Annotated in this window: 23 protein-coding genes and 1 pseudogene; 11 read left to right on the forward strand and 13 right to left on the reverse strand. The window is 72.3% G+C overall.

The window, feature by feature from the left end; genetic code table 11:
- Positions 1-207: 207 nt before the first annotated feature.
- Complete coding sequence (locus ACZ7HQ_RS13580; RefSeq protein ID WP_470988217.1) at positions 208-642, reverse strand: hypothetical protein; 435 nt, start codon at positions 640-642, stop codon at positions 208-210.
- A 312-nt stretch (positions 643-954) separates the two neighbouring features.
- Between ACZ7HQ_RS13580 and ACZ7HQ_RS13585 the strand changes: the two are divergent.
- Positions 955-1135 (forward strand): annotated as a pseudogene (locus ACZ7HQ_RS13585) (phytanoyl-CoA dioxygenase family protein); the annotation flags it as partial.
- 8 nt (positions 1136-1143) lie between these two features.
- On the opposite strand, the gene ACZ7HQ_RS13590 reads toward ACZ7HQ_RS13585, so the two are convergent.
- On the reverse strand, positions 1144-2112 hold the full coding sequence (locus tag ACZ7HQ_RS13590; RefSeq protein WP_470988219.1) for an aldo/keto reductase: 969 nt from the start codon (positions 2110-2112) through the stop codon (positions 1144-1146).
- 139 nt (positions 2113-2251) lie between these two features.
- Between ACZ7HQ_RS13590 and ACZ7HQ_RS13595 the strand changes: the two genes are divergently transcribed.
- On the forward strand, positions 2252-3178 hold the full coding sequence (locus ACZ7HQ_RS13595; protein WP_470988221.1) for an endo alpha-1,4 polygalactosaminidase: 927 nt from the start codon (positions 2252-2254) through the stop codon (positions 3176-3178).
- Positions 3179-3332: 154 nt separating this feature from the next.
- Positions 3333-4190, forward strand: a complete 858-nt coding sequence (locus ACZ7HQ_RS13600; RefSeq protein WP_470988224.1) for a hypothetical protein — start codon at positions 3333-3335, stop codon at positions 4188-4190.
- Here ACZ7HQ_RS13600 and ACZ7HQ_RS13605 read toward each other — a convergent pair.
- Together ACZ7HQ_RS13605 and ACZ7HQ_RS13610 are read right to left on the reverse strand one after the other, a co-directional pair.
- Entirely contained in the window at positions 4187-4720 is a 534-nt protein-coding gene (locus ACZ7HQ_RS13605; protein ID WP_470988228.1) for a flavoprotein, read from the reverse strand. The genes ACZ7HQ_RS13600 and ACZ7HQ_RS13605 overlap by 4 nt on opposite strands.
- A 9-nt stretch (positions 4721-4729) precedes the next feature.
- Positions 4730-5188: a nuclear transport factor 2 family protein gene (locus ACZ7HQ_RS13610; RefSeq protein ID WP_470988231.1), complete on the reverse strand. Its 459-nt coding sequence runs from the start codon at positions 5186-5188 to the stop codon at positions 4730-4732.
- A 136-nt stretch (positions 5189-5324) separates the two neighbouring features.
- On the opposite strand from ACZ7HQ_RS13610, the gene ACZ7HQ_RS13615 reads away from it, so the two are divergent.
- Positions 5325-5912 carry a TetR/AcrR family transcriptional regulator gene (locus ACZ7HQ_RS13615; RefSeq protein ID WP_470988233.1) on the forward strand — a complete coding sequence of 196 codons (588 nt, stop codon included), beginning with the start codon at positions 5325-5327 and terminating at the stop codon, positions 5910-5912.
- Here the strand turns inward: ACZ7HQ_RS13615 and ACZ7HQ_RS13620 are convergent.
- From ACZ7HQ_RS13620 to ACZ7HQ_RS13630, 3 genes are all read right to left on the reverse strand, one after another.
- Positions 5887-6087 (reverse strand): ferredoxin, encoded by a 201-nt coding sequence (locus ACZ7HQ_RS13620; protein ID WP_470988235.1) that lies wholly within the window; start codon positions 6085-6087, stop codon positions 5887-5889. The two genes, ACZ7HQ_RS13615 and ACZ7HQ_RS13620, sit on opposite strands and share 26 nt — an antisense overlap.
- A gap of 12 nt (positions 6088-6099) precedes the next feature.
- The gene (locus ACZ7HQ_RS13625; RefSeq protein ID WP_470988238.1) at positions 6100-7329 is read right to left on the reverse strand and encodes a cytochrome P450; all 1230 of its coding nucleotides are present in this window, start codon (positions 7327-7329) and stop codon (positions 6100-6102) included.
- A 167-nt stretch (positions 7330-7496) separates the two neighbouring features.
- Positions 7497-7955 (reverse strand): nuclear transport factor 2 family protein, encoded by a 459-nt coding sequence (locus ACZ7HQ_RS13630; protein WP_470988241.1) that lies wholly within the window; start codon positions 7953-7955, stop codon positions 7497-7499.
- A 201-nt stretch (positions 7956-8156) separates the two neighbouring features.
- Between ACZ7HQ_RS13630 and ACZ7HQ_RS13635 the strand changes: the two genes are divergently transcribed.
- Positions 8157-8606, forward strand: coding sequence for a nitroreductase family deazaflavin-dependent oxidoreductase (locus ACZ7HQ_RS13635; protein WP_470988243.1), 450 nt, complete (start codon positions 8157-8159; stop codon positions 8604-8606).
- 89 nt (positions 8607-8695) lie between these two features.
- Here ACZ7HQ_RS13635 and ACZ7HQ_RS13640 read toward each other — a convergent pair whose 3' ends face one another.
- Entirely contained in the window at positions 8696-9697 is a 1002-nt protein-coding gene (locus ACZ7HQ_RS13640) for a cation diffusion facilitator family transporter (RefSeq protein WP_470988985.1), read from the reverse strand.
- Between the two features lie 319 nt (positions 9698-10016).
- On the opposite strand from ACZ7HQ_RS13640, the gene ACZ7HQ_RS13645 reads away from it, so the two are divergent.
- Positions 10017-11033, forward strand: coding sequence for a glutathione S-transferase family protein (locus ACZ7HQ_RS13645; RefSeq protein ID WP_470988245.1), 1017 nt, complete (start codon positions 10017-10019; stop codon positions 11031-11033).
- Positions 11034-11061: 28 nt separating this feature from the next.
- Positions 11062-11364 carry a DUF4235 domain-containing protein gene (locus ACZ7HQ_RS13650; protein WP_470988248.1) on the forward strand — a complete coding sequence of 101 codons (303 nt, stop codon included), beginning with the start codon at positions 11062-11064 and terminating at the stop codon, positions 11362-11364.
- A 13-nt stretch (positions 11365-11377) separates the two neighbouring features.
- Here the strand turns inward: ACZ7HQ_RS13650 and ACZ7HQ_RS13655 are convergent, their stop codons facing one another.
- Genes ACZ7HQ_RS13655 through ACZ7HQ_RS13665 form a run of 3 tightly spaced genes read right to left on the reverse strand, consistent with a single transcriptional unit; the run spans position 11378 to position 13048 of the window.
- Positions 11378-11770 (reverse strand): VOC family protein, encoded by a 393-nt coding sequence (locus ACZ7HQ_RS13655; RefSeq protein ID WP_470988251.1) that lies wholly within the window; start codon positions 11768-11770, stop codon positions 11378-11380.
- A gap of 50 nt (positions 11771-11820) precedes the next feature.
- Entirely contained in the window at positions 11821-12285 is a 465-nt protein-coding gene (locus ACZ7HQ_RS13660) for a pyridoxamine 5'-phosphate oxidase family protein (RefSeq protein ID WP_470988254.1), read from the reverse strand.
- 43 nt (positions 12286-12328) lie between these two features.
- Complete coding sequence (locus ACZ7HQ_RS13665) at positions 12329-13048, reverse strand: TetR family transcriptional regulator (protein WP_470988257.1); 720 nt, start codon at positions 13046-13048, stop codon at positions 12329-12331.
- A 125-nt stretch (positions 13049-13173) separates the two neighbouring features.
- Between ACZ7HQ_RS13665 and ACZ7HQ_RS13670 the strand changes: the two genes are divergently transcribed.
- Together ACZ7HQ_RS13670 and ACZ7HQ_RS13675 are read left to right on the forward strand one after the other, a co-directional pair.
- A complete protein-coding gene (locus ACZ7HQ_RS13670; RefSeq protein WP_470988261.1) occupies positions 13174-14676 on the forward strand; it encodes an APC family permease in 1503 nt (500 codons plus the stop codon).
- A gap of 19 nt (positions 14677-14695) precedes the next feature.
- On the forward strand, positions 14696-16321 hold the full coding sequence (locus ACZ7HQ_RS13675) for an amidohydrolase (protein ID WP_470988265.1): 1626 nt from the start codon (positions 14696-14698) through the stop codon (positions 16319-16321).
- 123 nt (positions 16322-16444) lie between these two features.
- On the opposite strand, the gene ACZ7HQ_RS13680 is transcribed toward ACZ7HQ_RS13675, so the two are convergent.
- Complete coding sequence (locus ACZ7HQ_RS13680; protein ID WP_470988267.1) at positions 16445-17407, reverse strand: GlxA family transcriptional regulator; 963 nt, start codon at positions 17405-17407, stop codon at positions 16445-16447.
- 71 nt (positions 17408-17478) lie between these two features.
- Here ACZ7HQ_RS13680 and ACZ7HQ_RS13685 point away from each other — a divergent pair, with 71 nt between their 5' ends.
- A complete protein-coding gene (locus ACZ7HQ_RS13685) occupies positions 17479-18429 on the forward strand; it encodes an NADP-dependent oxidoreductase (protein ID WP_470988270.1) in 951 nt (316 codons plus the stop codon).
- Positions 18430-18571: 142 nt separating this feature from the next.
- Positions 18572-18952: an anti-sigma factor antagonist gene (locus tag ACZ7HQ_RS13690; protein ID WP_470988273.1), complete on the forward strand. Its 381-nt coding sequence runs from the start codon at positions 18572-18574 to the stop codon at positions 18950-18952.
- Between the two features lies 1 nt (position 18953).
- Here ACZ7HQ_RS13690 and ACZ7HQ_RS13695 read toward each other — a convergent pair whose 3' ends face one another.
- Positions 18954-19901 carry a ribose-phosphate diphosphokinase gene (locus ACZ7HQ_RS13695; RefSeq protein WP_470988276.1) on the reverse strand — a complete coding sequence of 316 codons (948 nt, stop codon included), beginning with the start codon at positions 19899-19901 and terminating at the stop codon, positions 18954-18956.
- Positions 19902-20010: the final 109 nt, after the last annotated feature.

Genomic DNA, 20010 nt, shown 5'->3' on the forward strand with positions numbered 1-20010 from the left:
GTCCACCTGAGGCGGCTCTTTTGAAGCGTGGGGGGTGTACGGGGAGCGGCCTGGCGCATGCAACGGAATTGCGATGTGCCCGGGCGCCGACGGTGCACACTTTCGCACAGCCGCACACGTATAAACAAGGGATCTTTCGATTATCGACAATGGCCTGTGCGGCCGTTCCTTATTGACGCAGGGTCAAACGAATCCCTTTTCTTCGCATTACCTCCGTTCGCCGGCCCGATACGCGCCGGGCGGCACTCCGTACCGTTCACGGAAGACCCGGCTGAAGTGGAAGGGACTCGGGGACCGTCCGGTGCGCAGGGAGAAAAGGTGCGCGAACCGGGACGGGGACGGGCGTCGGCATCCCGTGCGGGCGGTGGGGGTCCGGGCGCCGGCCTCAGCGACGAGGACGACCTCCTCCAGCGCACACAGGGCGAGTTCGCGCGCCGGGCTGCCCTGGGCCACGGTGACCGGGTCCGGCCCGCGCGGGGCGTGCTGCGCCGGTCCGTGGGCGTCGGCGAGCATCCGGCCGAACGCCGCCTCGATCCGCGCGTACAGCATGGCGGGCACCGAGCTCACCGCGTACAGCCCGTCGGACGCGGCGCACGGGGCGAGCCAGGGCGTCCAGGACGGCCGGGCTGGCAGTGCGTCCACCAGAACCGCCAGTGCCGGGCGCCACGGTGTAGCGGTGGCCGGTGCCCGGCGCGAGCACCACCAGGTCCCCGGCACCGGCACGGGTCCGGGCGGCGCCCTGCCTGAGCGGTCCGGATCCGCCCAGGGTGAGCGTGGCGGCCGGGTGACCACCCGACTTCAGGAGGGGACACATGACGGCCACGGAGAACGGCGCCATCCTGCCCGAGGCGCTCAGGCGGCAGTTCGCACGCGACGGGTTCATCGCCGTACGGGAGTTGTTCGGCCGGTGCGGTGCCGGGACGTTTCGAGCCGCGCCCGGCGGACCCCGACCCGGCGGCCTGGGTGGCCTGCGAGACGGTCGACCGGGACAACGGCGGTCTCGAGGTCGTCCCGGGCACCGACCGGATGGAGCTGTTCTGTCCCGAAACAGCCGACGAGGGGACTGTCCTTCGGCCGCGAGTACGTTCCCCCTCCGGTCGGGCTGACCCCCGTTCCTGTGCAGGCGGTTACCGGGACTCGGCCTCAGTGGCCGCTGATGGCACGCGCGGTGTACGGCTGCTCCAGCTCCTCGATCTCCTTCTCCGTCAGCTCCAGTTCCACGGCGGCCACCGCGTCCTGGATGTGGTGGGGTTTGGCGGCGCCGACGATCGGGGCGGCCACCGTGTCCTGGTGCAGCAGCCAGGCGAGGGCGATCCGGGCGCGGGGCACGTCCCGGTCGTTCGCGATCCGGGTGACGGCCTCCACGATGGAGCGGTCGCTCTCCAGGTACAGGCGGCTGCCGAAGTTGTCGTTCGCACTGCGCTCGGTGACGGTGCCCCAGTCGCGGGTCAGCCGCCCCCGGGCGAGCGGGCTCCACGGCAGCACGCCGACGCCCTGGTCCGCGCAGAGCGGCAGCATCTCCCGCTCCTCCTCGCGGTAGAGGAGGTTGTAGTGGTTCTGCATGGACACGAACGCCGTCCAGCCGTGCCGCTCCGCCGTGTACTGCAGCTTGGCGAACTCCCAGGCGTACATCGAACTCGCCCCGATGTAGCGGACCTTGCCCGCCCTGACCACGTCGTGCAGCGCCTCCATCGTCTCCTCCACGGGAGTGGCGTGGTCGAAGCGGTGGATCTGGTAGAGGTCGACGTAGTCGGTGCCGAGGCGGCGCAGGCTGTGGTCGATCTCGGCCATGATGGCCTTGCGGGACAGTCCGGCGCCGTTGGGGCCCGGCCGCATCCGGCCGTTCACCTTGGTGGCCAGCACGATCTCGTCGCGGTTCGCGAAGTCGCGCAGCGCCCTGCCGACGATCTCCTCGCTGGTGCCGTCCGAGTAGACGTTGGCGGTGTCGAAGAAGTTGATGCCCGCCTCCAGCGCCTGCTGGATGAGCGGGCGGGACGCCTCCTCGTCGAGGGTCCACTCGTGGACACCGCGGTCGGGCAGGCCGTAGGTCATGCAGCCCAGACAGATCCGCGACACGTCCAGGCCCGTCGAACCGAGCTTCACGTACTGCATCGTTGCTGCTCCTGCCTTCGGGACGATGGTCACCGACGAGCGTACGACGTGGCCCGGCACCGACTTGACGACCGAACCGCACGGGCGGTTGGATCCCGACACGTGCCGCGCCGCCCGGCGTGGGCAGGACGGAGCGGACGTGCCCCCCAAGCGTGCCCTGCGCGCCGCGGACTCCCGGCGGACCGCGGGCGCTCTGGCAATGACGGCTCTGATCGTCGCCCTGTCGGCGTCGGCCGGCTGCGATGCGGGCGGTTCCGACAGCTCGGGTGCCTCTGGTGGGTCCGGGGGCACGGGGGCGTCCGGCCGGGCCACCGGGGTGAGGCTGCCGCCGCGGGGCGCGGGGTTCGACTACCAGATCGGCGGCGCCTATCCCCCGCCGAAGGGCGTACGGATCGTCAGCCGGGACCGCTCCGACTCCCCCGCTCCCGGCCTGTACAACATCTGCTACGTCAACGCCTTCCAGGCCCAGCCCGACGAGCGCTCCTCCTGGCCGGCCGACCTGCTGCTGCGCGACGCGCACGGCAAGGCCGTCATCGACACGGACTGGAACGAGGCCCTGCTCGACATCGGCACCCCGGCGGGGCGGGAGCGGGTGGCGAGGCGCGTGAACCGGTGGATCGACGGCTGCGCGGCGAAGGGCTTCGACGCCGTCGAGCCGGACAACTACGACAGCTACACCCGCTCCCGCCATCTGCTCACCGCGGCCGACGCGACCGCCTTCATGACCCTGCTGTCCCGGCACGCGCACGCCCGGCACCTGGCCGTGGCGCAGAAGAACACCGCCGAACTGGCCGGTGTGCGCAGGCGTGCCGGGCTGGACTTCGCGGTGGCGGAGGAATGCGGGCAGTACGACGAGTGCGGGGTGTACGCGAAGGCGTTCGACGACCGGGTCGTGGACATCGAGTACACCGACTCCGGTCTGCGCGCGGCCCTCGCCCACTGGGGCGGCCGGCTGAGCATCGTGCGGCGGGACCGGGACGTGTCCACGCCGGGGAGCAAGGGGTACGTCCGGCGCTCCACCGGTGGTGCCGATGCGCGGTCCGGGGGTGCCGCCGTGCTTCGCTGAACGTCCGCGGCACCGCACGCGTCTCTTCGGGGCGCCGTATGGGTGCCCCCGGGTGACCGCCCGGCGTGGGAGCCGGAGATCGTCGTACCGTCGGTTCATCCTCGGCGCAGAGGACCGGCATCCGGCCGGTCTCGGCCGCCCGGAGGAAAACTCGGTGCCGACTCGTCCCACCACCCTGAGAACCCTGGCCGGCGCGGCGCTGCTGCCCCTGGCTCTCGTCACCCCCGCCTGGGGGCGGCCCGCCGCCGCACCGACGCCGGCGCCCGAGAGCCCGGCCACGCTGTGCGCGACCGCCGGCACCCTGCGCGGCGCACACGGTGAGGAGGCCCAGGTGAGCCTGTGTGCGGACACCGGCTCGCCGAGGCTCACCATCTCGGCCCCGGCCACCTGCCGGCGCGCGGGTGTCCGGGTCCGGTACGCCTGCCGCACCGAGGGCACGTGGACGGTCCGCCACGCCGGCAAGACGCTCGACACCGGAACGCTGCCCGGCTCGCACATGTACCCGGGGCCGGGCACCTACGACATCAGCGCCACCGTGCGGGTGCGGTCGACGCCCTCCGGTGTGGACCTCAAGGGCACGGCGCAGACCACGCTGTCGCTGACCACGCCCAGGGCGAAGGACACGCACGGCATCACCGTCGACCGGACCACGCTGCGCCGCAATGCCACGACGACGCTGACCTACACCGTCCGCCGGGACAGTGACGAGGGTGACGGCAACGCACGGCTGGGCCTGATCGGCGAGGAGGGCACCGGCGTGCGGATCGCCACGGCCGACCGGCGCTGTGTCAACCCGCTGGTCGGCCGGTACCCGGCGAAGACCCGGCTGGCGCACTCCGTGGACTGCGCGCTGACGGAGTTGCAGCCCGGCCATCCGGAGAAGGTGACGGTCCGCGTCACCGTCGGGGCGAAGTGCTCGACGGTGGTGTCGAAGCTCGGTTACTGGCTGCCGAAGGGCCAGGCCCTGGAGACCGGAGACATGCTGGCGGGACCGACGCTGACCTGTCGTTAGCGCGGCGGGAGCAGGTCCAGGGCCCGCTCCCAGGGAAAGTCCGGCCGGGCGCCGTCCGGCCGGACCTCACCGGTGGTGGTGTCGCCGAAGCGGACGCCCATGCCGCGCAGCCGTCGCAGGCTGTCCTGGTAGGCGGGATGGGCGGCCAGCGCGTCGGCGACGCAGGGCAGGACGGCGATCGGTACGCCGAGGCCCGCGGCCTCGCAGAGGGTGCCGACCGCGAGGGTGTCGGCGATGCCGGCCGCCCACTTGTTCAGGGTGTTGAAGGTGGCGGGTGCCACCACGACGGCGTCGGGCGGCGGGAAGGGGCGCGGGTCGGCCGGTGTGCGCCAGGCCGATCTGACGGGGCGGCCCGTCTGTGTCTCCACGGCCGCGCTGTCGAAGAAACCGCCCATCGCGACCGGGGTGGCGATGACCCCGGCCTCCCAGCCCCGTTCCTGGGCGGCGGTGATCAGCTTGCTGACGCCCGCGGCGACACCGGCCGCGCACACGACGACGTAGAGGAAGGGCTTCACGGCCTGTTCGGTCATCCGGGAACCCTACTGAAGCGGGAAGGACACCCCCCGCTCGGCCTCGGGGCGGGGGCCGTGGATCCGGCGCTGCTCCTCGTCGATGGGTACGTCGTTGATGCTCGCCTCCCGCCGGGTCATCAGGCCGTGCTCGTCGAACTCCCACAGTTCGTTGCCGTAGGAGCGCCACCACTGGCCGTCGGCGTCGTGGGACTCGTACTGGAAGCGGACGGCGATGCGGTTGCCGTCGAAGGCCCACAGGTCCTTGCGCAGCGCGTAGTCCAGCTCTCGACGCCACTTGGCGGTGAGGAGGTCGACGATCTCGGCGCGGCCCGTGACGAAGGTGTCGCGGTTGCGCCAGACGGAGTCCTCGGAGTAGGCGAGCGCCACCCTGTGCGGGTCCCTGGTGTTCCAGGTGTCCTCGGCGGCCTGGACCTTCTGTGCGGCGCTCTCGCGGGTGAACGGCGGCAGGGGCGGGCGGTCGGCCATGGTCTCCTCCTGGGCTCGGACAGCACTGGAGAACGACCGTTCTCCCGGTGGCTGCTACCGTAGGAGAACGCTCGTTCTCTCGTCAAGGAACGCAGCGGCCCGCCGAGGAACGCAGCGAGGAGTGATGGTGTCGCCGATGGACAGCGCGGCCGCCCGGGACAGGGCGCTCGACGCCGCCGAGGAGCTGTTCTACGCCCGTGGTGTCCAGTCCGTGGGCATGGACGAACTGCGGGGCGCGTCGGGTCTCTCGCTCAAGCGCCTCTACCAGCTCTTCCCCGCCAAGGAGCAGCTCGTCGCGGCCTACCTGGCGCGGCGGGACGAACGCTGGCGAGGGCGCCTCACCGAGTACGTGGCACGGCGGCGGGACCCGCTGGAGCGGATCCCGGCCGTGTTCGACTGGCTGGAGGGGTGGTTCGGGGAGGACGGCTTCCGGGGCTGCGCCTGGATCAACGCCCACGGAGAGCTGGGCGCCACCTCGGCCCTGGTGGCCGATCAGGTGCGCGCCCACAAGGCGGCGTTCCGGGACTGCCTGGCCTCGCTCGTGGCCGAGGCCGGGCTGCCCACCGCGCTGGCCGGGCCGCTGTTCCTGCTCGCGGAGGGGGCCATGGTGACGGCGGGCATCACCGGGAGCACCGGGCCGGCGGCCGAGGCCCGCGACGCGGCGCGGGCGCTTGTGGCGGCCGCGGGCCGGGGGGAACTCAGCCGACCGTCTCCGACACCGTGATGGCACTCACCGGGCAGGCACGGGCCGCCTCCCGGACCATCGGGTCGCCCGCGCCGTCCTCGCGTCCGGGCAGCAGGGTGCTGTAGCCGTCGTCGTCCTGGGTGAAGACGCCCGGTGCGGTCAGCGCGCACTGACCGGCTCCGATACAGACGTCCTTGTCGATGTCGATGCGCATGAGCAGAGCCTCTTACCAGGTCACGGGGAGTTCCAGCATCCCCTGGATCGTGTCGCCGCCCTTGAAGCGGACGTCCTCGGCCGGGACGGCCAGCCGCAGCCCCGGCAGCCGGGCGAGCAGGCTGCCCAGGGCGATCTCCAGTTCCACGCGCGCGAGGTTCTGGCCCAGGCACTGGTGGATCCCGAAGCCGAACGCCACGTGGTGGCGGGCGGAGCGATGGAAGTCCAGGGTGTCGGGGTCCTCGTACTGGTCCGGGTCGCGGTTGATCACCGAGGTCGAGAAGACCACCCCCTCACCGGCCCGGATCGTGGTGCCGGCGATCTCGATGTCCTCCAGCGCCACCCTGAGCAGACCATCGGCGATGGACAGCATCCGCATCAGCTCCTCGACGGCCGCGGGCAGCAGCGCCGGGTCGGCGCGCAGCTCGGCCAGCCGCTCGGGGTGCTGGAGCAGGGCGTAGGTGCCGAGGGAGATCATGTTGGCGGTCGTCTCGTGGCCCGCGACCAACAGGATGACGGCCAGCGACACCACTTCGTCCCGGGTCAGGGCGCCCTCGCGCAGCTGCTGGTGGACGAGGTCGTCGAGGATGCCGTCGCCCGGTTCGCGCTGCTTCGCCTTGTCGTCGGTCAGCCCTCCGAGGTAGTCCTCCAGGCGGGCGCGGGCCTGCAGGGCGTCCGCCGCGGTCGGGCCGCGCAGCAGCCGGCGGGACTGTTCCTCGAAGAACTCGTGGTCGGCGTACGGCACGCCGAGCAGACGGCAGATCACGATGGAGGGCACGGGCAGCGCGAAGGCGGACACCAGCTCGGCGGGTGGCCCCTGCGCGATCATCGCGTCCAGGAGCCCGTCCACGGTCCGCTGGATCCACGGCCGCAGCCCGGTCGCGCGCTTGAGGGTGAACGACGGGATCATCATCCGCCGCTGCCGCTGGTGCTCCGGGTCGTCCACCCCGAGCAGGGCCACCCTGCGGTCGCGGACACCCGCGAAGCGCTCGGTGGGCATGGGGAAGTCGGGATGGCGGCGGTTGCTGGACAGGCGGGGGTCGGCGAGCAGGGCGCGGGCGGTGGCGTGCGCGGTGACCGCCCAGACCTCACGGCCGTCGAAGAGGGTGACGCGGGACAGGGCGCGCCCGTCACGCAGCGGCGCGTATCCGGCGGGCGGGTGGTAGGGGCAGGTGCGGTCCTGCGGGAAGGCGACGGGGTCGGCCGGGGTCGCCGAGCCGGTGATGTCCGTCAGTTCCGTCATGGAAAGACCTCGCAGACGAAGAAGTGCGTCGTGCCGATCTTCATTAGATGCCTCAGGCACCTATGGGTCGACGGCAAGTTCAGCCACTTCGGTGAGGCGCGTGATCTGGCCGAAGAAGGGCGGCCGGAAGGGCGGGATCCAGCCGGGGTGCGGCACGCGTCCACCGGTCACGGCAACCGACGGTGATCGCCGGACGGGGCGAAGGCACGCGCGACGGCGAGACTGTCCTCGTACACGTGGTGCCGTACGACCATACCGCCGCGAATAGTGAGATGCAGAGCGAATCGGGCGGCGTAGCCACGGCCGGTCGGCCCGGCCGTCTGCCGGATGACGCCGAGCACGACCGCGTCCTCACCGTCCACCAGGATCCGCTCGACCCGGGTGTCGGCCCGGTCCGGCACATGGTGCGCGGCCAGCTCCCGGTAGTGCGCCGCGGCGTCGGCGCGGGTGGACCGGTGCCGGATCCAGGGAGTGTCGGCGCGGCCGTGCTCCTCCTCGGGCCAGTCGAGCCGCCAGTCGCAGCCGTCCGTGTACAGCTCGGCGATCCGCTCCGCATCGCCCTGGCCGATCCTGCGCAGCAGTTCCTCGACCACGGCGCGGGTCGACTGGTCGTGGCTGGTCGTCATGGCAACTCCTGAACGGGAGGGTCGGGACACACGTGGCGTCGGGACGTGGACCACTGTGCCGCGTGCGCCGAGGTGGTGCGATTACCCCGCAGGTCATCACCCCGTCGGCCCAACTGGCCCACGGTACGGATGATTCGTGGGGCCGCCGGTGTTGAATGCCGGTGGCAGACAGCTGTTGGACCGACGAAGGGGACGGATCCCATGCCTCTTGAGGGCGAGTACGAGCCCAGCCCGACGCAGTGGGTGCGCGAGCAGGTCGAGCTGTACGAGAGCTCCGGCGGGACGAAGGGCACGACGCTCATGGACACCGGGATGCCGGTCGTGGTGCTGACCTCCCGGGGCGCGAAGAGCGGAAAGATCCGCAAGACGCCGCTGATGCGGGTGGAGCACGAGGGGACGTACGCGGTGGTCGCCTCGCAGGGCGGCGCGCCCAGGCATCCGGTGTGGTACTTCAACATCACGTCCGATCCGCACGTCGAGCTGCAGGACGGGCCGGTCAAGCAGGACATGAGCGCCCGTGAGGTCACCGGGGAGGAGAGGGCGCTGTGGTGGGAACGGGCCGTCGCCGCGTACCCGCCCTACGCCGACTACCAGAAGAAGACCACCCGGGAGATCCCGGTCTTCGTGCTGGAGCCCGTCGAAAAGGGCTGACGAGAGCGGATTCGCGCCGCGCACCGGCCGGTTTCAGAAATATCTGTGCCGGGGAGGTGTGAACCCGTCCCGAGGCGGGCACTGGTGCGTCAGGCCCCGCCGCGTTCCCCCGTCGCGGCGGGGCTCTTCGCTGCCTCGCCGGCCGGCCGGTCGGTCACGTCCAGGAAGATCTGGTCCGCCTGCGGGAACGTCCGCGCCAGGGACCGCTTGATGCGTACGGCGACCTCCTCCACCCGCTCGCTGTCCAGACCCGGCACCAGGTCGATACGGGCGGCCACCAGGGTGGAGTCGAGCCCCATCTTCATCGTGAACAGCGCCTCCACGCTGTCGATCTCCGGCTGGGCCCGCAGCAGGGAGCGGATGCGGCCGCTCAGTTCCGGGTCGGCGGCCTCCCCGATGAGCTGGTCACGGGCGTCGCGGCCCAGCCGGTAGGCGACGTACACCAGCAGCACGCCGATCGCCAGCGAGGCCGACGCCTCCCAGGCGACCTGACCGGTCACCATGTGCAGGGCCATCCCGGCGATGGCGAGCGTCACGCCGAGCACCGCCGTGCCGTCCTCGGCGACCACCGTGCGCAGCGCCGGATCGCTCAGCGAGCCGAGGCCACCGCCCTGGCGGCGTACCTGGTGCAGGGCCCGCAGCAGCGACACGCCCTCGGCGACGAGGGCCACGCCCAGCACGGTCAAACCCGCCACATAGCCGCTGAACTTCTCCTCGGTGCCCTGGCTCAGCGCCTCGGCACCCTGGAAGAAGGAGAAACAGCCGCCCATGACGAAGATGCCGACGGCGGCGAGAAGGGACCAGAAGAAGCGTTCCTTGCCGTAGCCGAAGGGGTGCCGTCGGTCGGCGGGACGTCGGCTGCGGCGCAGGGCGGCCAGCAGGAAGACCTCGTTGAGGCTGTCGGCGACGGAGTGCGCGGCCTCCGACAGCAGCGCGGGCGAACCCGCGAGGACACCGCCGACGGCCTTGGCGACGGCGATCACCAGATTGGCGGCGAGCGCCACGAGAACGGTCACCTTCGTACGCCGGTCGGCCGCGACCTCCCCGCCGGGCGCTCCGCGACTCCGCCCGTCGTCCTGCGCACCGGGCAACCCGCCGCCCTGCTCCGCCTTCACCGCGGCGGCCGACGGGGGTCCGCTCTGCCCGTCAGCCTCCCCAGCCGGGGACCCGGGCGTCGCGGGCGGGGGCCCTGTCTCCGCAGCGGGCGGAGTGTGGGTCCGGCCGTCGTCGGGCGTTGCCGTGGGCGTCGCGGACGTGGCGTCGTCCTCGGCCGTCCGTGCGGCCTGTTTCCGTTCCGAGGATGTCCCGCTCACCTGACGACGACTGCCCCTGCGCGTGCGGATCACACCGTGCGGGCGGCGGAAAACGGGGAACGCGAACCCGAGAGGCACCGGGCGGCGAGGAGGAGACATGGGCGGCGACGGCAACCGCGCCTACGGGCACAAGACGTTCAGCCGGTCCAGGAGCCACTTCACGGACCGGATCACCGCCGACGGACGCGACGGCTGGCCGGCCCGGGCGGGCCGCTACCGGCTGGTGGTCTCCCGCGCCTGTCCGTGGGCGAGCCGGGCGGTGATCTCCCGGCGGCTGCTGGGCCTGGAGGACGCGCTGTCGATGGCCGTCGCCGATCCGATCCAGGACGACCGCAGCTGGCGGTTCACCCTGGACCCCGACGGCCGGGACCCGGTGCTCGGCATCCGGTTCCTCAGCGAGGCCTACGACCGGCGCGAAACCGGCTATCCGGGCGGGGTCAGCGTGCCCGCGGTCGTGGACGTGCCCAGCGGACAGCTGGTCACCAACGACTACCAGCGGCTCACCCTGGACCTGGCCACCGAGTGGACGGCCCTGCACCGCCCCGGCGCGCCCGACCTCTACCCGGGCAGCCGGCGCGAGGAGATCGACCAGGTGATGGCCGACGTGTACGAGGACGTGAACAACGGCGTCTACCGGGCCGGGTTCGCCACGCACCAGAAGGAGTACGAGGAGGCGTGCACGGGCGTCTTCCGGCGGCTGGAACTGCTCGCCGAGCGGCTGGGCGGACAGCGGTATCTGGTCGGCGACACCCTGACGGAAGCGGACATCCGGCTGTTCACCACGCTGGTCCGTTTCGACGCCGTCTACCACGGCCACTTCAAGTGCAACCGCTGGAAGCTGGCGGAGAACCCGGTCCTGTGGGCGTACGCCAGGGACCTGTTCCAGACGCCCGGGTTCGGTGACACGGTCGACTTCGACCACATCAAGCGGCACTACTACCAGGTCCACACCGGTATCAACCCCACCGGCATCGTGCCCGTCGGCCCCGATCTCGCCGGCTGGCTGAGTCCGCACCACCGCGAGGAGCTGGGGGGCCGGCCGTTCGGCGACGGCACCCCGCCGGGACCGGTGCCCCCGGGCGAACGGGTCGCCCCTGAGGGACGGCCCGCCTGAGGGCCGTCCCGCGAGAAAGGAGTCACACATGGCCAAGGAAAAGAAGAAAAAGCTCCCCTTCGTCTACCAGCCCATCGGTTTCGTGCTGAGCTGGGCGAGCGGCGCGCTGGCCGGTATGGCCTTCCGGCAGGCGTGGAAGGCGATCCGGCACGAGGACGACGCGCCCGACGCCCTGGACCCGGACCGCGGCTGGGGCGAGATCCTGCTGGCCGCGGCGGTCCAGGGCGCGATCTTCGCGGTGGTGCGCAGCGCGGTGGACCGTACCGGTGCGAAGGCCATCGCGCGGTCGACGGGGCAGTGGCCGGCGGTCGACAAGGGCGGCCGGGACTGAGGCGGGGCGGCCCTCAGCCCTGTTTTGGCGCCGTCGCGGGCACCAGACGCAGGGTGAACGAGTGGCCGGCCGGGTCGGCGTAGCCGCGTTCCTCGTACGGGCCCGCCGCGTCCTTCGTGTCGAGGGGGCGGCCGCCGAGACCCACCACCCGCCGCTCGGCCTCGTCCAAGTCCTCGACGAGGAAGTCGAGATGGACCTGGAGGGAGTTCTCCGGGCGCGGCCAGCTCGGCGGGGCGGCGTTCACATCGCGGCGGAAGGCGAGACGGAGGCCGCCGGCGCCCCTGATCTCCACCAGGTTGGCCGAGGCGCCCGTCTGCTCTCCCGCCAGCAACTCCTTGTAGAACTCGGCGAGTTTCTCGGGCTCGGCACAGTCCAGCACCACGACGCCCGTTGTCACCAGTGTCATGCTTCCTCCCGGGGATGTCCTCCTTCTGCGGATATCCCCGGCCGCCGCGTTCAGTCGGCGAGCAGCCACCGTCCGTCCCGCATCAGCTCCCGGCCGCTCAGTTCGTTCTCCTCCCGCCACGCCTGGACGCGCTGCGGCAGGACCCTGAAGTACAGGTAACGGGTGGACAGTTGACGGGGGTCGAAGCCGGTCTTGCCGGCGAACACCTCCGCGTCCTCCTCGGGCAGGTCCTCGGGTGTCACCGCCTGGACCGTCCCCTCGATCACGACGACGTCCCGGGTCGGGCCGAGGCCGAGGCGGGTGCGGCCGGTGGCCACGAGGTTGCGGCCGGTGGGGCTCTCGGCCGGGGTGGCGATGAGCAGGGTGGCGCCGTCCCACACGAAGGACAGCGGCACGAGATAGGGGGTGCCGCCGTCGGGGCCGGCGGTGGCGACCCAGACGTCGACGTCGTGCTCCAGCCGGTGCAGGGTGTCCTTCTTGCGCTGTTCGGCGGCGCGGGCGGGCGGTGGGGTCATGCGTACGGCCTCCTCGGAAGACGAATCGTGTCCAGTGTGGCCGTCAGGCCCGGATCCCCGCACGAATGCGTTCAAGGCGTGTCCGGGCGGCCGCCAGGAACAGGTCGAGGGCGGCCGGGTAGGAGCTGGAGCGCATGCTGGCCACGAGATGGGGGGCGGCGGCCGCGATGTGCGGGTGGGTGTCGGCGGGCAGCCGGCCGTAGGTGCTGCGCCACACCTCCGCCTCCGCCTCGCGCGCCGCTCTCGGCAGGGCGGTACCCGCGGAGTCCAGGGCTCCGAAGGCCAGGGCCTGGTCGACGAACGCGTGGTAGATCCGCACCGCCTCCGGGTCCGGGAAACCGGCCCCGCGCAGCACCCCGAGGATGCTCTCCACGGCCTGGATCTCCTGGGCACGCCCCGTGACCCGGTGGGCGCTGAGCATCGCCGCGCGGGGGTGGGCGAGCGCGCCGGCGTGCATGCGCAGGCCGAGGTCCCGCAGGTCGGCCGGCCAGTCGCCGGTCGGCCGCCAGGTCCGCATGGTGCTGCCGATCAGTTCGTCGGCGATGGCCAGCATCAGGTCGTCGGTGTGCCGGAAGTACCGGTACAGGGAGCTGGGGTCGGCGCCGAGGGCCCGGCCGAGGCGGCGCACCGACAGGGCGTCGGCGCCGTGCTCCTCGATCAGCCGCAGGGCGGTCGCCACGATCAGCTCCTCGGAGAGCACGACGCCCTGCTTGGTGGGCCGGCGGCGCTGCCGGGCGGCGGGCGGAACGACTCGGTCGGGCATGGGGCCTCCCTCGGGACGTGCCCGGCACCTTACGACAACACCGTTGACCTGTGGAGTACCCCGGCAGTTTCATGTGCGGTCACCGGGGCCGTCCGGGGCCCCGCGGTGCGAGCGGAGAGCCGGCGATGAGCGACAGACCCTTCGGAGTTGATCCCCCCGCGCGGCCCGAGCTGCGCAGGACCCTGAGCGTGGTGGACGGCGTCGCCGTCGCCGCCTCCAGTACGGCCGCCACGACCAGCATCGGCATCGGGCTGGGGGTGACCGCGGGGGTGGTCGGCCCGCATCTGCCGGCCATCATGCTGCTGGCGTTCCTGCCCGTCCTCGGCATCGCCGGGGCCTACTCGCGGCTGAACCGGGTGGAGCCGAACGCGGGCAACGGCTATGTGTGGGTGGGCCGTTCCCTCAGCCCCTGGCTCGGCTTCATGGTGGGCTGGGTGAACGTCGTGGCGAGCGTGGCGTTCCTCGCCTACACCACCGCGGTCACCGGCTCCGCGCTGCTGCAGCTGGCCGGGGAGGCGGGCCTGCACCGGATCGGTTCGCTCGGCCTCGACCCGGGCTCGACCGCGCAGACGACGGCGGTGGGGATCGTCGTCCTGGTCGCCGTCACCCTGACCGCTGTGACCGGTGTCCGCACGGCGGCCCGGCTGCAGACCGGGCTGCTGGTCTTCGAGTACGTCGTCCTGCTCGGGTTCTGCGGCTACGGCATCGTCACCGGAGGGCACTCCTTCCGCCTCTCCTGGTTCGACCCGTTCGCGATCCCCTCGTCGACCGCGCTGGCGCAGGGCCTGCTGCTGTCGGTGTTCTGCTACTGGGGGTTCGAGGCGGCGTTCACCGTGAACGAGGAGGTGCGCGACCCCCGGGACGCGTCCCGGGCCGGGACCATCACCCTGGTGGCGATGCTCGGGTTGTTCCTGCTCGGCTCGCTCGCCTTCCAACGGGTGCTGTCCCAGCAGGAGTTGGCGGGCCACGGCGCGCAGGGACTCGCGTACTACGGGGACCGGCTGGCCGACCAGCCGCTGGCCGCGCTGCCGCTGGTCGCCCTGACGTTCTCGGCGGTGGCCTCGCTGCAGGCCGGGGTGATCCCGACGGCCCGCGGGATGTTCGCGATGAGCCGGGACCGTACCCTCGGACCGGTGTGGTCCAGGATCAGTGCCCGGTACGGGACACCGGCGACCGGGACGCTGCTGATCGGGGCACTGGCCGTCGCGGTGGCGGCGGGGGCGCTGGTGATCCCGCGCCTCGCCGACATGATCGACGCGATCGTGAACGGCGTCGGCATCGTCGTCGCCCTGTCCTACGCGCTCACCGCGCTCGCGGCCGCCGTACGCTTCCGGGCGCTGTTGCGGGACGACTGGTGGCAGGGCTTCCGGGCGGTGCTGCTGCCCGCGCTCAGCGCGCTGGCCCTGCTGGGCCTCGGCGGCTACCTGGGCTGGTCCTTCTACGACTCCGCCGACCACCTGGAACTGCGCGCGGACAACGGCTGGTTCCTGCTGCTCATGCCGGTCGCGATGATCGCCTCCGGGTTCGCGGTCGCCGCCTGGGCCAAGTGGGTGCGCAGGTCGCCGTACTTCCGCACCGGGGCGGGCACCGACGCCGACTCACCCGAACTGCTCACCACCGCTCACTGACCGAACCAGGAAAGGCATCATGCACGCTGATCTCCTCTTCACCGGTGGCCCCGTCCTCACTCCCGGCGGCCGTACGGCGACCGCCGTGGCCGTCACCGGGGACCGGATCACCGCCGTCGGGCACGACGAGCTGCGCGACCTCGCCGGGCCGCGCACGGAAGTGGTGGACCTCGCCGGACGGCTGCTGCTGCCCGGCTTCCAGGACGCGCACGTCCATCCGGTGCCGGCGGGGCTGGAGCTGGCCCAGTGCGACCTGAGCGGCACGACGACCGCCGAGGGCACCGTGGCCGCCGTACGCGCGTATGCCGACGCGCATCCCGAGCGGGAGTGGATCCTGGGCGGCGGCTGGTCGATGGAGGCGTTCGCGGGGGGCACGCCGACGAAGGAGCTGCTGGACGCGGTCGTACCGGACCGGCCGGTGTATCTGCCCAACCGGGACCACCATGGCGCCTGGGTCAACAGCCGGGCGCTCGAGCTGGCGGGCATCGGCCGGGACACGCCCGACCCGGCCGACGGGCGGATCGAGCGGGACGCCTCCGGAGAGCCGAGCGGCACCCTCCAGGAGGGGGCGATGCAACTGGTCGGCCGGCTCACCCCGGCGGCGACCCCGGCCGACCGGCTGGCCGCGCTGCTGCACGCCCAGCGGCATCTGCACTCGCTCGGCATCACCGCCTGGCAGGACGCGCTGGTCGGCGACTTCCTCGGCATGGACGATCCGGCCGAGGCGTATCGCACGGCCGCGCGGGACGGTTCGCTGACCGCGCGGGTGGTGGGCGCGCTGTGGTGGGACCGGGAGCGCGGGGCCGAGCAGATCCCGGAACTCGTCGAGAAGCGGGCGGCGTCGAGCCACGGCCGGTTCCGGGCGGGGTCCGTGAAGCTGATGCTGGACGGGGTCGCCGAGAACGGCACGGCCGCGCTGCTCGACCCCTATCTGGACCGGTGCGGATGCGCCACCGCCAACCGCGGCAAGACCTTCATCGAGCCCGGTCACCTGCCCAAGTACGTCACGGAGTTGGACGCCCTCGGCTTCCAGTGCCACTTCCATGCGCTGGGCGACCGGGCCGTACGGGACGCGCTGGACGCGGTCGAGGCGGCCCGCGCCGCGAACGGGGCGAGCGACACCCGGCCGCACCTCGCGCACCTCCAGGTGGTGCACCCGGACGACGTGCCACGCTTCGCCCGGCTCGGCGCCAGTGCGAACATCCAGCCGCTGTGGGCCGCGCACGAGCCGCAGATGGACGAGCTGACGATTCCCTTCCTCGGGCCCGAACGGGCCGCCTGGCAGTACCCGTTCGGTGCGCTGCTGCGCTCCGGGGCGCGGCTCGCGGCGGGCAGCGACTGGCCGGTGAGCAGCCCCGATCCGCTCCAGGGCATCCATGTCGCGGTCAACCGGGTCGAGCCGGGCGGCACCGGGCCGGTGTTTCTGCCGCGGGAGCGGCTCGGCCTCGCGGACGCGCTGACGGCGTACACGGCCGGATCGGCGTACGTGAACCACCTGGACGACACCGGGCGGGTGGCCGTCGGGGCGCTCGCCGATCTGGTGGTCCTGGACCGCGACCCGTTCGCCGGGCCGCCGGAGGCGATCGCGCGGACGGCCGTGGCGCTCACCTATGTAGGCGGGGAGCGGGTGTACGCGGCGGAGTGAGGGGCGTCGGCCGCAGCCGACGCCCGTCTTCAGCCGGGGCCGGCGGGGGCGCGGTACGGCGCCGTGCGCAGGCCCTCGCCGAGTGCCCCCTCGGTACTGGGATGCAGGAGCGGGCCGGAACGGTCAGCGTGCCTGCTGGAACGTCCGCCGGTACGCCTGGGGGGACACGCCGATCGCCGCGTGCAGGTGCTGGCGCAGCGAGGCGCCGGTGGCGAAGCCGACCTCGGCGGCGATCCGGTCGACCGGCAGGTCGCTGGCCTCCAGCAGGTGCCGGGCGCGGGCGACGCGCTGCTGGATCAGCCAGCGGCCGGGGCTGAGGCCGACCTCGTCGTGGAAACGGCGGGCGAAGGTGCGCAGGCTCATCCGGGCATGGCCGGCGAGGTCGGACAGGGCGAGCGGCTCGTCCAGGCGCTCCAGGGCCCAGGCCCGGGTGGCGGCCGTGCTCGCCATGCCGCTGACCGGCACGGGCTGCTCGATGTACTGGGCCTGACCGCCGTCCCGGAACGGCGGGACGACACAGCGGCGGGCGACGGAGTTGGCCAGTTCGCTGCCGTGGTCGGTACGGACGATGTGCAGGCAGATGTCGACGCCCGAGGCGGCCCCGGCCGAGGTGAGGATCCGGCCGTCGTCGACGAAGAGGACGTCCGGGTCGAGGTCGACCTCGGGGAAGCGGCGGCGGAACAGGTCGGCGACCTGCCAGTGGGTGGTCGCCCGGCGGCCGTCGAGCAGACCGGCCTCGGCGAGCACGAAGGCGGCCGTGCAGATGGAGACGATCCGGGCGTCCGGGCGGATCCGGGCGAGGGCCGCGGCGACCTCGTCCGGCAGCTGTTCGGGGATGTGGGCGGGTGGCATGGAGGTGACCACCACGGTGTCCGCCGACGCGAGGATCTCCGGACCGTGTGCGACGCCGATCGTGAAGTCGGCGCTGGTGCGTACCGGCCCGCCGTCCACGGTGCAGGTCAGCACCTCGTAGTGACCGTCGGCCGCGCCGAGGATGCGGCTGGGGATGCCCAGCTCGAAGGGGTAGACGCCGTCCAGGGCCAGGACGACCACGCGCTCGGGCTTCCGCTTCCGCATGACACTCATGGCACGATCCTATCGAAGCTTGGCAATCATGCCATTTTCCGGGCGGGCGACACCCGGCAGGCTGGGTGACCATGAGCGATGTGAACACGATGCGAGCCATCAGCCAGGACGTCCTCGGCGGTCCCGAGGTCCTGAAGGAAGTACGGGTCGAGCGGCCGAAGCCGGGCCCGAACCAGGTGCTGGTCCGGGTGCGGGCCGCCGGGGTCAACCCCACCGACTGGAAGCACCGGGCCAACGGCGGTTTCCTGGGCGAGCCGCCGTTCGTCCTCGGCTGGGACGTCTCCGGCGAGGTCGCCGAGACCGGGATCGGGGTGGTCGCCTTCCGGCCCGGCGACGAGGTCTTCGGCATGCTGCCCTACCCCTACGGCCACGGCTCGCACGCCGAGTACGTGATCGCCCCGGTCCGCGCCCTGACGCACAAGCCGGCCTCGATCGGCCACACCCAGGCGGGCGCGCTGCCGCTGGTCTCGCTGACCGCGTGGCAGGCGCTGACCGAGCACGCGGACCTGCGGCCGGGGCAGCGGGTGCTGATCCACGCGGCGGCCGGCGGGGTCGGGCACGTGGCCGTGCAGATCGCCAAGGCGCGTGGCGCGTACGTGATCGGCACGGCCAGTGCGGGCAAGCACGACTTCCTGCGGGAGATCGGCGTGGACGAGCCGGTCGACTACCGTGCCACCGACGTCACGGAGGCGGTGCGGGACGTGGACGTCGTCCTGGACACGCTCGGCGGGGACACGTCCGTCGACTCGCTGAAGGTGCTGCGGCCGGGCGGTGTCGTGGTGTCGATCCTGCCGGTGGGCTCCCAGGAGTTCCACGACGAGGCCGAGCGGCTCGGCGTACGGGCCGTGCGCATGCTGGTGGACGCCGACCGGACCGGGATGGAGAGGATCGCGGAGCTCGCGGAGTCGGGGAAGCTGAAGGCGACGATCGCCGGGACGTTCCCGCTGGCCGACGCGGCGAAGGCGCACGAAGTGGGCGACACCGGACGGACCGCGGGGAAGCTGGTCCTTCTGGTCGACTGACGGTCATCCGGGCGCGGTTACCGGACGCCGAGCGCCAAACTCGAAGACATATGTCAATCGAACATGCTCAAATTCCTTCCATCGAGGGTAACTTGACGATCGGGAGACCGACGTCCGGGCACGGGTGGGAGGTGATGCCGTCGTGCGAGACGAGCCTGCACCGTTCAACCGTCACCTCCGTGTGTACGAACAACGGGCGCACACGGTCCTGGAGCTGCGGGGCGAGATCGACCTGGCTTCGGCCACGGAGATCGGCCCGCTCCTGGACCGGGTCACCGCCCGGCCCGGCGCCCGGGTCGTCATCGACCTGCGGCCGGTGGAGTTCTTCGACTGCTCGGGGCTCAGGCTGCTGTACCGGGCGCGCGCCCGGGTGCTGGAGGGCGGCGGGCAGGTGCGCCTGGTGTGCACGCACCCGCTGATCCTGCGCGTCTTCAAGGTCACCGGGCTGTCCCGGCTGCTGCCCCCGCACCCCACGCTCGACGCGGCCCTGGCCCGGTGCGGGGCCGCGTCCGGCTCGCTGTGAGCTACGACTGCTCGAACAGGGCGCTGACGGATTCCCCGTTGTGAATGCGCCGTACCGCTTCGGCGAGCGCCGGGGCGATGGAGAGCACCCGCAGCTTGTCCGTGCGCTCCCCGTCCACGGGGAGCGGCACGGTGTTGGTGCAGACGATCTCCAGCACGTCCGACTGCTCGCTCAGCCGCTTCAGCGCGCCGGCCGCGAACAGCCCGTGCGTGCATGCCACCCGCACCGACAGGGCGCCCAACTCCCGTAGTCTGCCAAGGAGTTCGATCACCGTGCTGCCCTTGGCGATCTCGTCGTCGAGCACGATGACGTCCCGCCCTCCGACATCGCCGATGACGGAGCTGATGGTCACCCGGTCGTCGGCGAACCGCTGTTTGGCACCGGCCGCCACCGGGGCACCGATCAGCCGGGCGAAGGCGGCGGCCTCCTTGGCGTTGCCGAGGTCGGGCGAGACGACCGTGGTGCGTGTGAGGTCGTACCGGCGGAAGTGCGCGGCGAGTTCGCGCAGTGCGTTCAGGTGGTCGACCGGTACCGAGAAGAAGCCGTGCACCTGCGGGGAGTGCAGGGTCATGGCGAGGACCCGGCTCGCTCCCGCCGCCACGAGCAGGTCGGCGACCAGCCGGCCTCCGATCGAGATGCGCGGGGCGTCCTTCTTGTCGGAGCGGGCGTAGGAGTAGTGCGGCATGACGACCGTGATCCGGGCCGCCGAGGCGCCCCGGGCCGCGTCGCACATCAGCAGCAGCTCCACGAGGTGCTCCTGCACCGGCCGGACCAGCGGCTGGATCAGGAACACGTCCCGCTCCCGGCAGTTGGCCTGAAGCTGCACCCCCAGACAGTCGTTGGCGAACCGGCTGATCCGGGTCGGACTGAGCGGCACCCCGAGGTGGGCGCAGACCTCGCGGGCCAGGTCGGGATGGGCGCTGCCGCTGAAGACGGCGATGTCTCGCACGATTCGCTCCTCGCGGAATCGTCACGGGCTGGACCGTCATGCTACGTGCGGCACCCCGTTCACCACGGCATCGGCGTTCCGTCCCAGAAGAGGAACACCGGTCTGGCGG

It is taken from the genome of Streptomyces sp. NPDC037290 (assembly GCF_055603245.1).